The sequence below is a fragment of the Paramylibacter ulvae genome, assembly GCF_014652655.1.
Lineage (GTDB): Bacteria > Pseudomonadota > Alphaproteobacteria > Rhodobacterales > Rhodobacteraceae > Amylibacter > Amylibacter ulvae.
On sequence record NZ_BMZF01000005.1, the window covers coordinates 72,720 to 87,644 of the forward strand.

A 14,925-nucleotide genomic window follows, 5' to 3' on the forward strand; every position below is an offset into this window, starting at 1 on the left:
GGCAAACTGCCGATAATGTATTCACGAAAATGTTAAGAATTGCCGTGGCGCCAATGTCGCCCTACGCTCGTTCTGGGCACATGGAAAACACCGTTTTTCATATGGGCACTAAACGGTCGTTGATGCCGTTTGTGGACGCCTGTCCAACACCTATCAACACTGTTGAGATGGCCAATTTGGTTAATCCAGTTCGCTGTTTCATTTCCCCTCTACTGACCCCCATTCGCAATTGGCGAGCGGGGGTTTTTTTCATGGCGCGCGCGCCTGAAATCCATTCCCCAATCCGTAATTCCAATGCAAAGGGCATATGATGTTTGATAAAATTCTGATCGCAAACCGTGGTGAAATCGCATGTCGTGTCATCAAAACCGCGCGCAAAATGGGCATCAAAACCGTGGCTGTTTATTCCGATGCGGATAAAAACGCGCTGCATGTGGAAATGGCGGACGAGGCTGTGAATATTGGCGCTGCGCCCGCATCCGAAAGCTATCTTGTGATTGATAAAATCATGGATGCAATCAAACAAACGGGGGCACAGGCGGTGCATCCGGGTTATGGGTTTTTGTCCGAAAACAAACTGTTTGCGCAGGCCTTGGAAAAGGCAGGTATCGCATTCATCGGTCCAAACCCGCACGCGATTGAGGCGATGGGTGATAAAATCACGTCCAAAAAATTAGCCGCAGAAGCAGGCGTTTCAACGGTTCCCGGTTACATGGGGCTGATTGCCGATGCAGATGACGCTGTGAAAATCAGCAACGAAATCGGATATCCTGTGATGATCAAAGCCTCCGCCGGTGGCGGGGGCAAGGGCATGCGTGTGGCATGGAACGATGCCGAAGCCCGCGAAGGTTTCGCCCTGTCAAAATCAGAGGCTGCGAATAGTTTTGGCGATGATCGCATTTTCATTGAAAAATTTGTGACCCAACCGCGCCACATTGAAATTCAGGTACTTGGTGATGGGCATGGCAATTGTATCTATCTAAATGAGCGTGAATGTTCCATTCAGCGGCGCAATCAAAAGGTGATTGAAGAGGCCCCAAGCCCATTTTTGGATGAAAAAACCCGCAAAGCCATGGGGGATCAATCCGTCGCGTTGGCCAAGGCCGTTGATTACAACTCCGCAGGTACGGTCGAATTTATCGTAGACGGAGATCGCAATTTCTATTTCTTGGAAATGAATACGCGCTTACAGGTGGAACATCCCGTGACCGAATTGATCACAGGTGTTGATCTGGTGGAACAGATGATCCGCTCCGCGGCAGGTGAAAAATTGACGCTTAAACAATCGGATATTGGCATTAACGGCTGGGCGATTGAAAGCCGTCTTTACGCCGAAGACCCATATCGCAATTTTCTCCCATCCATTGGTCGCCTGACACGTTATCGCCCGCCAGCGGAAATCCAAACTGACAGTGCAATCGTGCGCAATGATACTGGCGTTTTTGAGGGCGGCGAGATCAGCATGTTTTATGATCCGATGATCGCCAAACTGTGTACATGGGCGCCAACACGCGCTGATGCGATTGACGAAATGCGCACTGCATTGGATAGCTTTGAGTTAGAAGGCATTGGCCATAACTTGCCGTTCCTGTCTGCTGTGATGGATCATGAACGATTTGTTTCAGGCAATATTACAACCGCATTCATCGAAGAAGAATACCCAGACGGTTTTGCTGGTGTGACGCTCCCTGATGTATCCTTGCGCAAGGTCGCCGCATCCGCCGCCGCCATGCACCGCGTTGCCGAAATTCGTCGCGCACGTGTTTCAGGGCGGCTTGGCAATCACGAACGCAAAGTGGGGCGCGATTGGGTTGTCACATTGCAAGACACCCAATTTGCGGTGACGATTGATGCAGATCGCGATGGCTCAACCGTGGTGTTTGATGATGGTGAAACTGTGCGGGTAAAATCAGATTGGAAACCGGGCACGAAACTCGCGACATTTTTGCTCAACGACGAACCATTTGTGATGAAAGTGTCCAAGGTTCCCGGTGCAATCCGCATGCGTGTACGCGGCGCTGATTTGGTGGTGAATGTGCGCCTTCCACGCCACGCGGAGCTGGCCGAATTGATGCCCGAAATCATTGTGCCGGATACGTCAAACATGCTTCTCTGCCCAATGCCTGGATTGATCGTTTCCATGGATGTTGCCGTGGGCGATGTTGTGGAAGATGGTCAGGCATTGTGTACTGTTGAAGCGATGAAAATGGAAAATGTACTACGTTCTGAAAAACGCGCAACCATCACCAAAATCGCGGCACAAACAGGTGACAGCTTGGCCGTTGATGACGTGATCATGGAGTTTGAATGATGTCTGACGTTGAAAACTGGAAAATCGTTGCAAATAAAGAGCTTCGCGGCAAATCTTTAAGTGATCTTACGTGGGATACACCCGAAGGTATCGCGGTAAAACCGCTTTATACCGAACAGGATACGACTGGTTTGGGTCACTTGGGTTCAACACCTGGGTCCGCGCCATATCTGCGTGGCCCAAAGGCCACGATGTATGCAGGGCGCCCATGGACGATCCGCCAATATGCAGGGTTTTCCACGGCCGAAGAATCCAATGCGTTTTATCGCAAAGGTTTGGCCGCTGGCCAACAGGGCGTGTCTGTTGCATTCGATCTGGCCACGCATCGTGGATATGATTCCGATCATCCGCGTGTGACGGGTGACGTGGGCAAGGCGGGCGTTGCGATTGATAGTGTTGAGGATATGAAAATCCTGTTTGATGGCATCCCGCTGGATCAGGTTTCTGTATCAATGACAATGAACGGCGCGGTGATCCCGATTTTGGCCAATTTCATCGTCGCTGGCGAAGAACAGGGCGTATCTGCGGATAAACTGGCGGGCACCATACAAAATGATATTTTGAAAGAATTCATGGTGCGCAACACCTATATCTATCCGCCTGCGCCATCGATGCGGATTGTGTCAGATATTATCGGTTACACCTCTGAAAAAATGCCAAAATTCAATTCCATTTCAATCAGTGGTTATCACATTCACGAAGCGGGTTCGAACCTTGTCCAAGAACTGGCGTTCACACTTGCCGATGGTAAGGAATATGTGAAAGCGGCAATCAAGGCAGGGTTGGATGTGGATGCGTTTGCGCCGCGCCTGTCGTTCTTTTTCGCTATTGGCATGAATTTTTTCATGGAGGCGGCAAAATTGCGCGCCGCGCGGTTGTTGTGGCACCGTATCATGGCAGAATTTGAACCAAAGAACGAAAAATCAAGCATGTTGCGCACCCACTGCCAAACCAGTGGCGTATCATTGCAAGAACAAGATCCGTTCAACAACGCGATCCGCACTGCATACGAGGCCATGTCCGCCGCATTGGGTGGCACACAATCCTTGCACACCAATAGCTATGACGAAGCAATTGCGTTGCCAACGGATGAATCTGCGCGACTTGCGCGGAACACCCAGCTGATTTTGCAAAATGAAACGGGGATAACCAATGTGGTCGATCCGTTGGCGGGGTCTTATTATGTGGAAAGCCTGACCAAAGAATTGGCGGATAAAGCGTGGGAATTGATCTGCGAGGTTGATGCATTGGGTGGCATGACCAAGGCCGTTGAAAGCGGAATGCCCAAGTTGCGGATTGAGGAGGCCGCCGCCCAACGCCAAGCACGCGTTGATCGCGGCGAAGATGTGATCGTTGGGGTGAACAAATTCCAACGCGAGGAAGAGCCCAAAATTGACGTGCGCGAAATTGATAATGCGGCTGTGCGTGATGCACAGATTGCGCGACTGAAACAGGTGCGCAAGTCCCGCGATACGGCGGCTTGTGACGCCGCACTGGCGGCATTGGAAATGGGTGCGAAAAACGGTGGCAACCTGTTGGCACTGGCCGTTGATGCGGCGCGTGCGCGTGCAACGGTTGGTGAAATTTCCGATGCGATGGAAAATGTATTTGGTCGCCATAGCGCCAAGGTGAAAACCCTCAAAGGCGTATATGGTGCAGCTTACAAAGACGATCCTGATTTTGCAGCGTTGCAAACGGAGGTGACAAAATTTGCAACAGATCATGGCACGCCGCCCAAAATGTTGGTGGTGAAGCTTGGTCAAGATGGTCATGATCGCGGCGGCAAAGTGATTGCATCTGCATTTGGCGATATCGGGTTTGATGTCACCATGGGCCCATTGTTCCAAACACCGGACGAGGCTGCATATGATGCGGTGGAACAAGGCGTGCATGTGGTTGGCATTTCATCACAAGCAGCGGGGCATACCACGCTTGCTCCGCAATTGATCCATGCGCTCAAGGATAAAGGCGGTGAAAATGTGATTGTGATTTGTGGCGGGGTGATCCCGCCCGATGATTACAATTATTTGCGCCAATGCGGTGTACGCGCAATTTTCGGCCCCGGTACGAACATCCCGCAAGCGGCAAAAGAGGTTCTGCAATTGGTACGCCAAGTGCAAAAATAATATCACATATCGTAAGAGGAGACGATAATGTACAAACAGGTTTACAAAGCATGGCAACAAGACCCGGAAAAATTCTGGATGAAGGCCGCAGAGGCGATTGATTGGGTTAAACCACCCAGCAAAGCATTGTTTGATGACAATGCGCCGCTTTACGAATGGTTTTGCGATGCCGAGGTGAATACCTGTTACAACGCCGTTGATCGCCATGTGGAAAAGGGCAAAGGTGATCAAACTGCAATTATTTACGATAGCCCAATCACAGGGCGCAAATCCAAGATTAGCTTTGCTGAATTGCAAGTCAAAACTGCCAATCTGGGCGGTGCACTCTTGGCGCAGGGCGTGCAAAAAGGTGATCGCGTCATCATCTATATGCCGATGGTGCCAGAGGCGATGGTGGCAATGCTGGCCTGTGCACGTATTGGTGCGGTGCATTCCGTGGTGTTTGGTGGATTTGCCGCGAACGAGCTGGCGACACGTATTGATGATGCCACGCCCAAGGCGATTATCGCCGCATCTTGTGGGATCGAACCATCGGGGGTGATCGCCTACAAACCACTGGTGGATGGCGCAATTGAATTGGCCAAACATAAACCCGACACGTGTATCATTTTACAACGCGATGAATTACAGGCCGATATGGTTGCTGGGCGCGATGTGGATTGGCATGAATGCCAACAAGGTATCAGCCCCGCCGAATGTGTGGCGGTTAAGGGTAATGATCCGCTATATATTCTTTATACCTCTGGCACGACGGGTCAGCCAAAAGGCGTTGTGCGCCCCAATGCGGGGCATTTGGTGGCGCTGAACTGGACCATGAAAAACGTTTATGGTGTGAATCCGGGCGAAGTGTTCTGGGCCGCATCCGATGTTGGTTGGGTCGTCGGCCATTCGTATATTTGTTATGGGCCATTGATCCACGGCAACACCACGATTGTGTTTGAGGGCAAACCAATTGGCACACCCGATGCGGGGACATTTTGGCGCGTGATCGAAGAGCATGATGTGAAAACATTTTTCACCGCACCCACCGCATTTCGCGCAATCAAACGTGTTGACCCAAAGGGCGAATTTGTCAAAAAATATGACCTGTCTGGTTTGCGCTATTTGTTTTTGGCAGGAGAGCGTGCAGATCCCGATACAATCAAATGGGCGCAAGACCAACTTGGCGTTCCTGTGATTGATCATTGGTGGCAAACCGAAATTGGTTTCCCCGCAGTCTGTAACCCTGTTGGCATTGAAGAATTGCCAGTAAAATTGGGATCACCCGCCGTGCCGATGCCCGGCTTTGATATTCAAATCGTGGATGATGCGGGCAATCCATTACCAACGGGTGAGCTGGGTGCGATTGTTGCCAAGTTGCCTTTCCCACCTGGAACACTTCCGACGCTTTGGAATGCAGAGGATCGTTATAAATCCGCATATCTTGAAACATTTCCAGGGTATTATGAAACCGGTGATGCGGGATATGTGGATGAAGATGGTTATCTTTATATCATGGCGCGCACGGATGATGTGATCAATGTGGCGGGGCATCGTCTGTCCACAGGACAGATGGAAGAGGTGTTATCAAACCATCCCGATGTTGCCGAATGCGCCGTGATTGGTGTGAGTGATGCGCTTAAGGGGCAATTGCCGATGGGTTTTTTGTGCATCAACGCAGGTGTGGATCGTGATCCATCCGAAATTGTGGCCGAATGTGTGAAACTGGTGCGCAGTGAAATCGGCCCTGTTGCCGCATTTAAATTGGCCACGGTGGTGGATCGGTTGCCCAAAACACGTTCGGGCAAAATTTTACGTGGTATCATGGTGAAAATCGCCGATGGCGCGGAATGGAAAATGCCCGCAACCATTGATGATCCCGCGATTTTGGGTGAAATTGAGACCGCGTTGTCCGATCTTGGCTATCCCGCCAAAGGGTAATCTTTGCAAGTTGCAAAGATTTGGTGAAAAATCTATAGTTTAACAAAGCCCTCTGGTTGAGTTGGATTATAGATGTCACCGCGTAGGTTAAAGCCCAGTTTACAAAGCAAATCCGCCAAGTCAGCGCAAGATCGCCCGATGATCACGCATGATTTGCAATCGGCCATGTCGGATGTAATTAATGGGCTAAAGCTCATTGAAATTGATGAATTAAGCGGTGAAAATCAGATTCATTATGATCGTGCGTGCAGCGCCAGCGACACATTGCAACGTATGCTGGCCGTTTTGTTTGACAATCTAAAGGGTGAAAAAAACGATCTGGCCACAGAAATCAGAGCATTCGAACTTGCGAAATTCGTAAGCGATATTCAACGCCGTTGGCATAGCCGTGCATCGGCCAAACAGATCGAATTTAAAATTACTTCTGCGCCAAACTTGCCCGAAAAAATTCAAATTGATCGCACTGCGTTGGAACGTATCCTGTCCAACATTTTGGAAAACGCGATCAAGTTTTGCGACGAAGGTTTGGTACAGCTTGATATTGGGATCAATCTTGATGAAAATCTGATGTTTGTTGTGCGCGACAATGGCCCAGGGTTTAGCAAAGAAGCATTGAACCTGTTATATGAATACAAAGGTCGTCCAGAAAATTCGGCAAAGTCGGGGACGGGGCTTGGGCTTCATATTGTGAAACGTTTGGTTGATCAGTTGGACGGCACAATTGATGTTTTCAATCAAACCACGGGTGCATTTGTAACCGTGGAAATACCATATAGTTCATGGCGCGTATCAGAACAATCCAGCAAAATACCCGATGATGAATTTGATCTGTCTGGGCTGCGCATTTTGTTGGCAGAGGACAATCAGACCAGCCAAATGGTGCTGCGCAAACAAATCGAAGGCTTTGGTGCGATTCCAACTCTTGTCGACAATGGACTGGATGCATTGCGACAATTGGAGACCGAAGACTTCGACGCCGCATTGATGGATATCGAAATGCCTGTGATGTCTGGCTTGGATACAATTATGCAGCTACGCAAACGCGATGATATCAAAGGGGCCATTCCGATTATCGCTGTATCGGCATATGTGATGCCAGGGGATCGCGAAAAAATAATGCTGGGTGGTGCGGATCATATCGTGACCAAACCTGTCACGGATGCCGCCGCCTTTCGCGCAACAATTGGTGCAACAATTGCGGCCAAATCCGATGAAAACCAACGCCGATTTGCCACGCAAAAAATTAGCCGCGAACCGTTGATCGACCAAGACATCTATACCGCATTAGAAAGCTCTGTCGGACGCGAAGATATGCACGAGCTGCTGTCCAAAATCCTGATCGATTTAAAATCCGTGGCGGGTGCGTTGAAAAAATTTGTCGCCGCCATGGATGTGGCAGGTGTGCGTGCACAAACCCATGTGTTGGTATCCGTGGCAGGTGCAATTGGCGCAAAATCTGTGCAAAAATCTGCTGAAAGCTTGAACATTTCCGCCAATCACGAAGAAATCAACCAAGTGCGCGAATATTATTTGGAATGCGCGACGGGGTTGACCAAATTAATTGTCGAAGTTGATCACCTGAAACAGCAAAACGCGTTTATCTCATCATGAAAAAAGTATTGTATGTTGAAGACACGATTTCAATCTCAATGCTGTATGCGTCCTATCTCAAAAAGGCAGGATACGAACCCGTCACTGCTGCCACCGCACAAGAGGCTGAACAGGAATTTATGGCCTATGATTACGAAGTGATCTTGGTTGATCTTGGGCTTCCAGATCGCAACGGGCTTGAACTTCTCTCAGATTTTTTGTTGCGAAAACCCAAGTTGAAAATCATTGTGATCACCGCCAATGGTTCAATGAATATCGCGGTCGAAGCGATGCGCATGGGGGGCGCTGATTTTTTGGTGAAACCTGTCAGCCAAGAAAAATTTTCAGCAGCCGTGAATAACGCGTTTGCGCAGCTTGAACAAACCGCCGTGCCAGTTACCCACCAAGATAGCGTATTTGATGACCGTCTTAGTGAACGTGTGCGCCCGTTGATTGGGTTGCCGTTTGACAAGGTTGAACGCGCCCTTATCGAGGCCACAATCCAACATTGCAACGGATCATTGCCAAAGGCGGCGGATCTGCTGCAAGTGGCGCCATCCACGCTTTATCGTAAGAAAGAAAACTGGAAATAGGTACGAAAATTGCCATATTTTACAGTATAAGAAACTTCAAATTAACATTGTGATGCTTGAACAATCCAATAATAGCGTTACAAATGTGGATAAATCCGGTGTCGCGCACCACATTTACAGGAAATAATGATGATTAACTTAAGAGATTTTGCAATTTTGGCCGTGGTGTCAAGCATCGCCGCAACTGGTGCCAATGCACAGACATTGGCCAATTCCAAGGGCCCTGCAAACACACCACCTGATACGTATGGCGGGTTGCAATTCGTGGATAGCAAGGGCTGTGTTTTTGTGCGTTCTGGATATGCGGGCAAGGTAACGTGGGTTCCGCGCGTGGATCGCAAACGTCGCCAACTATGTGATTCATCGTATCTTCCGACATTTGGTGATGGCAAAGTTGCCGAGGCGCAAACGGGCGGTGGCTTGTTCGCCAAAAAAACTAAACCTGCCGAGTTAGAGGAACTGCCAGAGCCAAGCGAAGAGACAAGTGTGGCGACGGTTGAAGAAAAACCAAAGAAACCCAAAAAGGGTCTGTTCGCAAAACGGGTAAAACCAGCCGTAACGGAAGAGACAGTTTCCGTACCTGTTGCCGAACCCGAAGTTGTGGAAAAGGTTGCCAAAGCCCCCGCGAAAACAGAAGAAACACCAAAGGTGCGTAAACCGTTGTTTGGTTTGGGCAAGAAAAAAGCGAGCATCACAGAAACTGCAGATGCCCCCATGGTGTTGGATAAACCCAAACCAGTTGCCAAGATTGAAACGCCCGCAAAAAAACCGAAAATCGTGATTTCAAAACCAGCCAAAGTGGCGGTCGAAGAACCTGTAGAGGCAAAACCAGTTAAAAAGGTCGCCAAGGCGCCAAAACCCAAGAAAATCGCAAAACCAAAACCGGTTAAAACACAATCATTCAAAGAGGGTTATTATGTACGCGTTGCGAATTTTTCCAACGCGGATAAGGCCAGCGAAACACTTGAGTGGTTCAAAACATCTGGCCATCGTGGCTTGATCACGCCCGTTGGTGCAAAATCAGAATTGAACGTTGGCCCATTTAGCAGCGCCGCCGCCGCAAAAGCGGCGTTATATCAAGCGGTTGGCGCGGGATATAAATCTGCCAAGATCGTCAGACATTAATCGAAAGGGCGCCATAGTTGGCGCCTTTTTAATATTGTGCGTATGATTTTTCTTCGACCAATGCAGAGCCAAGCGCCAAATTGATCTGTTTTTTCAAATCGGCGCGTTTATCATTGGTCACATAAACTGCGCGTGCTAATTTCACAAACGTATCACCAAAATCTTTGGCACGCTCACAATCGCGGATATCGTCTTCGATCACCCAAAGCTGTTTGTTTACGTCCAACAATGCCTGCTGTAATGCGTTGATTTGGGCTGTATCTGGGATGTGCTGATCGGCAACGCTCTGTAACGCCGCCCGTTCGATTTCAACATTCGCAAGTTTGGCGCTATCGCTGATATTTTCGGATTTGATTTCCAAAATGGTTAACTTATCCAGCAATTCACCAGGTGCGATGGGGGTCATAATTTCGGTCATGATTGTTTTTTCACCAATTGTTTAATGTCTTTGTAGAGCGATTTAAAAACGCCATCCCAATCGCCCGCCGTTTTCTGACGGATCAGGCACATGGTTGGATACCACGGCGTTTCCTTGGGGTGGGGTTCGTATAGCCAGTAAGCCTCGGAATGGAGCAGATTCCAAACTGGCACGCCAAGTGATCCCGCAACATGCGCGATGGCGCTGTCCATTGTGACAACTAAATCAAGCTGTTTAATTAACGCAGCACTATCTGCGAAATCACGATCATGCCCTGCCGCATCAACAATAAACGCATTCGCGCCATCCTTGATGAAATCGTCATGCAATGGTCCCTTGTACAGTGAAAACATTTGCAGGTTTTCGATATCCGTCAGTTCCAAAAATTTGTGATGATCAAACGATCGTTTGTGGTTAGCGCGGTAGGTTATAGAACCCGACCATAACACGCCCAGCTTAAATTGATCGCCAAATGGTGCGATTATTGCGTTTGCACGCGCGATTGAATCCGCTGGCGTATGCAATGTGGCGGGGGCAGGAACGGTATCAAACGTTGTCCCCAAATATCGCGGTAAATCCATCATTGGCACCCAATAATCGGCACCTGCAATTTCTGACTTTTTACTGACGAATGCATCAATGCCCGCTGTGCGTGACAGCAATCGTACCAATGGTGGTTTGCACAAGAATTTCACGTAGGCACCGCGTGCCTTTAGCCCCGCAAAAAAACGCGCCATCAATATCGTATCACCAAACCCTTGTTCGGGCGTGACGACGATTGTTTTGCCGTTCAAATCTTGGCCGCGCCAAATTGGAAAATCAAAGTCAGGCAGCGATATTTCATCCCCCTGCCAGCGCCATTCAAATTCGTCAAACCCCTGTGGGTATTCTCCCAATGACAGATGGGCCATCGCCAGTTGAATGTGTAACTCGGCGTGATCGGGGAATTTTTTCACACCCGATTGCAATATTTTTTGCGCGTCTTTGTATTTACCGGCACCGCGATAAAATTTGCCCAACATCGCGTGGTTCATTGGATCATCGGGTTCAAGTTTCAGCAACTGTTTGCGTAACTTTACCGCTTGTTTTGGATCACCTGCATCGAAATATGCATTACTGGCATTGCCTAGTATCTGTGCGGTATGTTTCCCGCGCAACGCACGTTCGTGCGCAATAACCGCGTAATCGAATTGTTGCGTTGTGCGAAACAGCGCGCCCAGATTTGACCACATGACATGATCATGCGGGGATGTTTCCAAATACCGCGCATACGACTTTTTTGCCAAATCGTATTTTTTCGCGCTGTGCTGGGAAATTGCCGTTTGGCGTAATTCTGAAGGTTTCATAATTTACGTACCAATAATTTTATTTGCATCAAATAATGCCTCGTTGGGGGGAATATAGGCACTATATCAACGGTTTGACAGTAAAAATTAATACTGTTTCACATTGTTGTATTCAATGCATGGTTTTGGTTTATACATACACGAAACACGCGATGTGTTGCAAATACGGGGCCGCCAAATGACAGATACATCCAGCATTGAACACGCACAAACGGATCGCGCGTATGAGATTGATTCAGGGTTTATCAATGCAGTTCTTAGCGCGGTTGAGGATGGCGCACGCGATGATTTAATCGCGCTGTTTGAACCACTTCACGCCGCTGACATCGCCGATGTATTGGAACAAGTCAGCCCCGCCGAACGCGAAGCTGTTGTTGCCCTGTGGGGCGACGAGGTTGACGGCGAGGTTTTCGCCGAAATGGACGAAGATATCAGTGTCGAGCTGATGGAAAACCTGTCCGATGATATCATCGGCGAGGCAATGCGTGATCTGGATACAGATGACGTTGTCGATTTGATCGAAGACATGGACGAGCCGCAAAAAGAGCGGGTTCTTGAAACATTAGAAGAGGCTGATCGCGCCGCCGTTCAACAATCGCTGTCCTATCCGGAGGAAAGCGCAGGGCGTTTGATGCAGCGCGAATTGGTTATGGCGCCAACGCATTGGCTTGTTGGTGATGCGATTGATGAAATGCGCAAATCCGATGATCTGCCTGAACGGTTTTATGATGTTGTGATTGTTGATCCACGCCTGAAACCCGTGGGCAAGGTGCCGTTATCCAGCCTTATGTCGCACCCGCGTGATACCCCGTTGACCGAAATTATGGACGAAGAATTTCGCACCATCCCCGTCAGCCAATCCCAAGAAGACGTCGCATATGCGTTTAACCAATATAACATGGTGTCCGCACCCGTGGTGGATGCACAGGATCGTCTGGTTGGTGTCATCACCATGGATGACGCGATGGAAGTGTTGGAAGAAGAGGCCGAAGAAGACATCATGTTATTGGCGGGTGTTGGCGATGAAACCCTGCACGACAGCACATGGAACACGACCAAATTGCGGTTTCCTTGGCTTGCGGTAAACCTTGTAACATCGATTTTGGCATCGCTCGTGATCGCGCAATTTTCCAGCACGATCGAGGCGATTGTCGCATTGGCGATCCTGATGCCGATTGTGGCCTCTATGGGGGGGAACGCGGGGACGCAAACTTTGACCGTGGCCGTGCGCGCACTTGCAACCAAGGATTTAACGCCATCTAACGCTTGGCGGGTGATACGCCGCGAAATGTTTGTGGGTCTGTTAAATGGTTGTATTTTTGCAGTAATTATCGGGATTGTCGGGGTTGCGTGGTTTGGCACACCGATGTTGGGCGTTGTGTTGGGCTTGGCGATGGTCGTGAACCTGTTGGTCGCGGGATTGGCGGGAATCATGGTGCCGATTGTGCTGGATAAAATGGGCGTTGACCCAGCATTGGCATCGAGCGCGTTTGTAACAACCGTTACCGATGTTGTCGGGTTTTTCGTATTCTTGGGGCTAGCAGGCGCGCTATTGCTGTAATTACTTGGTGATCAACAAGGTGCGATTGCGTGAACCTTTGGTGATTTTGACTGAACTTTCACCAATGCCAGATAATTTCCAGCCACTGACACGTTCACCATTTTTCAATGTCACATAACGCCCACCTGGCGTGCGAAATAATGCACGGCGTTGTTTTGGCGTACCAAAAACACCAACGAGGCTGAGCTGGTTTTTTTGAAACACTTTGCTTGGCGTACCCCGCGTTGTCACGCTTTCTCTTTTGGTTTGCGTTGCAGGTGCAGAGGCAAGTTTGATTTGTTCTTTTTTCGTTTTTGCAACGGTACGGGCAAAGCTGGATGATTTACGCGGTGGAAATGGGCTTACGCGGATGGCGCTGCGCGATGCTTTGGCGATGTTGGATTGGATTTCACGCAATCGTGCCTGTTCCGCAGCGCGCGCACGTTGTGCGGCGATTTCTGCGGTTGTGTATTGTGGTTGCGCTGGTTCTGGGGCAACCGTTGGTTCGGTTTTTGCCACAGGTGCAACCGTAGCCGTGAATTGTTTTGGGCGCGATTTTGGCGCATATCCGCGCAACGCAGGGTTCGCGCGATCTAACATGCTGGGCGCGGGGGCATTGGTTGTAATGCCGCTGGGTCGCGCACGCGGCCGTTCGCCTGCCAATTCAGGGTTTGCCAGCGCCAACATATCAACCACTGGGTCTTGTGGCGTTTCGGGAACAACAGCTTGTTGTTCGGGATCGATGGGTGAAACGGGGCTGTCCGTTTGCACGGCAACGGGTGTTTCAACGGGTGCGGGGGTATCCGCATGATCGCGCATCTTAGGGCGATATTTGGCCAATTCAGGATTGGCCAGCGCTAATAAATCAACTTCTGGTGCGCTGGTTTCTGGTTTTGGCTCTGTGACAGGCGTCGTTTCCACAACCGTTTGCGCTGGTATTGACGCGGATGAATCAAGCGGCGTTACGGGCAACACATCGGTGACCTGTGGCGCTGTGTCCAAAACTGTGGGTGTTGAGGCTGTTTCAGGTTTTTCATCCGTGGTCATATGAGCAGGGCGCATTTTTGGGCGCGGCTGATCCGCATCCGGTTCCACACGCGATGGGGGCAATACCGATGGCTTGCCGCTGAACAAGGTGAAACCATCGGGGCTGATCGTTCCGTTAATGCTTGGCTCCAGTGCAGCAAGGCGCACAAAGTCATGTGAAATCGCTTTGCTCGTGGTTTTTACCCCTTTGATTTTTTCATGCGCGATGACAGATTTTAGCGTGGCTTGATCTGTAGGCACAATGTTGCGCACCACAGGGCGTTTTTGTACAGCATCCACAGATGCGTTGATGGTGATATCCGCCACGATGGGCTGTGTTGGGATCGTCTCAGATGTATCGGCATCCACATTCCAGTCAGCCTGCCAAATTCCAAACCCTATCATTACCATACCAACCGTCGCGAGGGCTGGCTTTATCCTGTTCCAGATATTGCGCGGAGCGATAGGTGGCTGAAACACAGGTTCATTTGAAAATCCAAATTGGCGCCAACGGGATGTGTATCCAGACGGGCTAAACCCTAGCGTTTGGGCGTATGTGGCGGCCTCTTCTAATGTGGTGGCATCAACGGCGGCGACATTATTTTCACAGCTCATCTCTGCCATGCAAATTACCAACCGTTCTGCAGGGATATTTGTGAGCGTTGAAATTTTATGCGCGACGGTTGTTTCATCGGTTTCGTCGATGGTGGTGAACAATACTTCGCTGGTGGGGATCATCACGGCAACGCGTGCGGGCATCGCGGGAACGGGCTGCGCTTGTTTGCGCATGTCTTTTATCACGTTTTTGAAATCGGGTGCATCGGTTTGTGTTTCGATCAACGGAATCCAAACATCATCGGTTGCGCGGTGTAACAAACACACGCGTTCATTTGAAAGTTCTAATGCATAATTTGGTCGAATCTTCACGTT

General features: G+C 49.7%; 10 protein-coding genes. 7 read left to right on the forward strand and 3 right to left on the reverse strand.

The genetic code is table 11. From position 1 onward, the window contains the following. Positions 1 to 310: 310 nt before the first annotated feature. The 6 genes from IE094_RS10385 to IE094_RS10410 all read left to right on the forward strand — a co-directional run bounded on the left by IE094_RS10385 (position 311) and on the right by IE094_RS10410 (position 9,665). Positions 311 to 2,311, forward strand: a complete 2,001-nt coding sequence (locus tag IE094_RS10385; RefSeq protein WP_189640644.1) for an acetyl-CoA carboxylase biotin carboxylase subunit — start codon at positions 311 to 313, stop codon at positions 2,309 to 2,311. Further along, the gene (gene scpA / locus IE094_RS10390) at positions 2,308 to 4,437 is read left to right on the forward strand and encodes a methylmalonyl-CoA mutase (RefSeq protein WP_189640645.1); all 2,130 of its coding nucleotides are present in this window, start codon (positions 2,308 to 2,310) and stop codon (positions 4,435 to 4,437) included. Before IE094_RS10385 ends, scpA begins: the two co-directional genes overlap by 4 nt. A 24-nt stretch (positions 4,438 to 4,461) precedes the next feature. After that, positions 4,462 to 6,357 (forward strand): propionyl-CoA synthetase, encoded by a 1,896-nt coding sequence (locus IE094_RS10395; RefSeq protein WP_189640749.1) that lies wholly within the window; start codon positions 4,462 to 4,464, stop codon positions 6,355 to 6,357. Between the two features lie 72 nt (positions 6,358 to 6,429). Continuing rightward, entirely contained in the window at positions 6,430 to 7,968 is a 1,539-nt protein-coding gene (locus IE094_RS10400) for an ATP-binding protein (RefSeq protein ID WP_189640646.1), read from the forward strand. Then, a complete protein-coding gene (locus IE094_RS10405; protein WP_189640647.1) occupies positions 7,965 to 8,540 on the forward strand; it encodes a DNA-binding response regulator in 576 nt (191 codons plus the stop codon). The genes IE094_RS10400 and IE094_RS10405 overlap by 4 nt, the downstream gene beginning before the upstream one ends. Before the next feature lie 126 nt (positions 8,541 to 8,666). Further along, positions 8,667 to 9,665, forward strand: a complete 999-nt coding sequence (locus IE094_RS10410) for an SPOR domain-containing protein (RefSeq protein ID WP_229802243.1) — start codon at positions 8,667 to 8,669, stop codon at positions 9,663 to 9,665. A 28-nt stretch (positions 9,666 to 9,693) separates the two neighbouring features. On the opposite strand, the gene IE094_RS10415 is transcribed toward IE094_RS10410, so the two are convergent. Both IE094_RS10415 and IE094_RS10420 read right to left on the reverse strand, forming a co-directional pair. Beyond that, complete coding sequence (locus tag IE094_RS10415; RefSeq protein WP_189640649.1) at positions 9,694 to 10,083, reverse strand: DUF6165 family protein; 390 nt, start codon at positions 10,081 to 10,083, stop codon at positions 9,694 to 9,696. Then, positions 10,080 to 11,429, reverse strand: coding sequence for a tetratricopeptide repeat-containing glycosyltransferase family protein (locus IE094_RS10420; protein WP_189640650.1), 1,350 nt, complete (start codon positions 11,427 to 11,429; stop codon positions 10,080 to 10,082). The genes IE094_RS10415 and IE094_RS10420 overlap by 4 nt, the downstream gene beginning before the upstream one ends. Before the next feature lie 178 nt (positions 11,430 to 11,607). On the opposite strand from IE094_RS10420, the gene mgtE reads away from it, so the two are divergent. Continuing rightward, positions 11,608 to 12,990, forward strand: a complete 1,383-nt coding sequence (gene mgtE, locus IE094_RS10425) for a magnesium transporter (RefSeq protein ID WP_189640651.1) — start codon at positions 11,608 to 11,610, stop codon at positions 12,988 to 12,990. On the opposite strand, the gene IE094_RS10430 is transcribed toward mgtE, so the two are convergent. Further along, positions 12,991 to 14,922 carry a hypothetical protein gene (locus tag IE094_RS10430; protein WP_189640652.1) on the reverse strand — a complete coding sequence of 644 codons (1,932 nt, stop codon included), beginning with the start codon at positions 14,920 to 14,922 and terminating at the stop codon, positions 12,991 to 12,993. Positions 14,923 to 14,925: the final 3 nt, after the last annotated feature.

What these genes read in the sequence shown, in the direction of transcription:
- IE094_RS10405 (WP_189640647.1), top strand. Translation starts at nt 7,965, where the DNA reads ATGAAAAAAGTATTGTATGTTGAAGACACGATTTCAATCTCAATGCTG.
- IE094_RS10410 (WP_229802243.1), top strand. Translation starts at nt 8,667, where the DNA reads ATGATGATTAACTTAAGAGATTTTGCAATTTTGGCCGTGGTGTCAAGC.
- mgtE (WP_189640651.1), top strand. Translation starts at nt 11,608, where the DNA reads ATGACAGATACATCCAGCATTGAACACGCACAAACGGATCGCGCGTAT.
- scpA (WP_189640645.1), top strand. Translation starts at nt 2,308, where the DNA reads ATGATGTCTGACGTTGAAAACTGGAAAATCGTTGCAAATAAAGAGCTT.
- IE094_RS10385 (WP_189640644.1), top strand. Translation starts at nt 311, where the DNA reads ATGTTTGATAAAATTCTGATCGCAAACCGTGGTGAAATCGCATGTCGT.
- IE094_RS10400 (WP_189640646.1), top strand. Translation starts at nt 6,430, where the DNA reads ATGTCACCGCGTAGGTTAAAGCCCAGTTTACAAAGCAAATCCGCCAAG.
- IE094_RS10420 (WP_189640650.1), bottom strand. Translation starts at nt 11,429, where the DNA reads ATGAAACCTTCAGAATTACGCCAAACGGCAATTTCCCAGCACAGCGCG.
- IE094_RS10415 (WP_189640649.1), bottom strand. Translation starts at nt 10,083, where the DNA reads ATGACCGAAATTATGACCCCCATCGCACCTGGTGAATTGCTGGATAAG.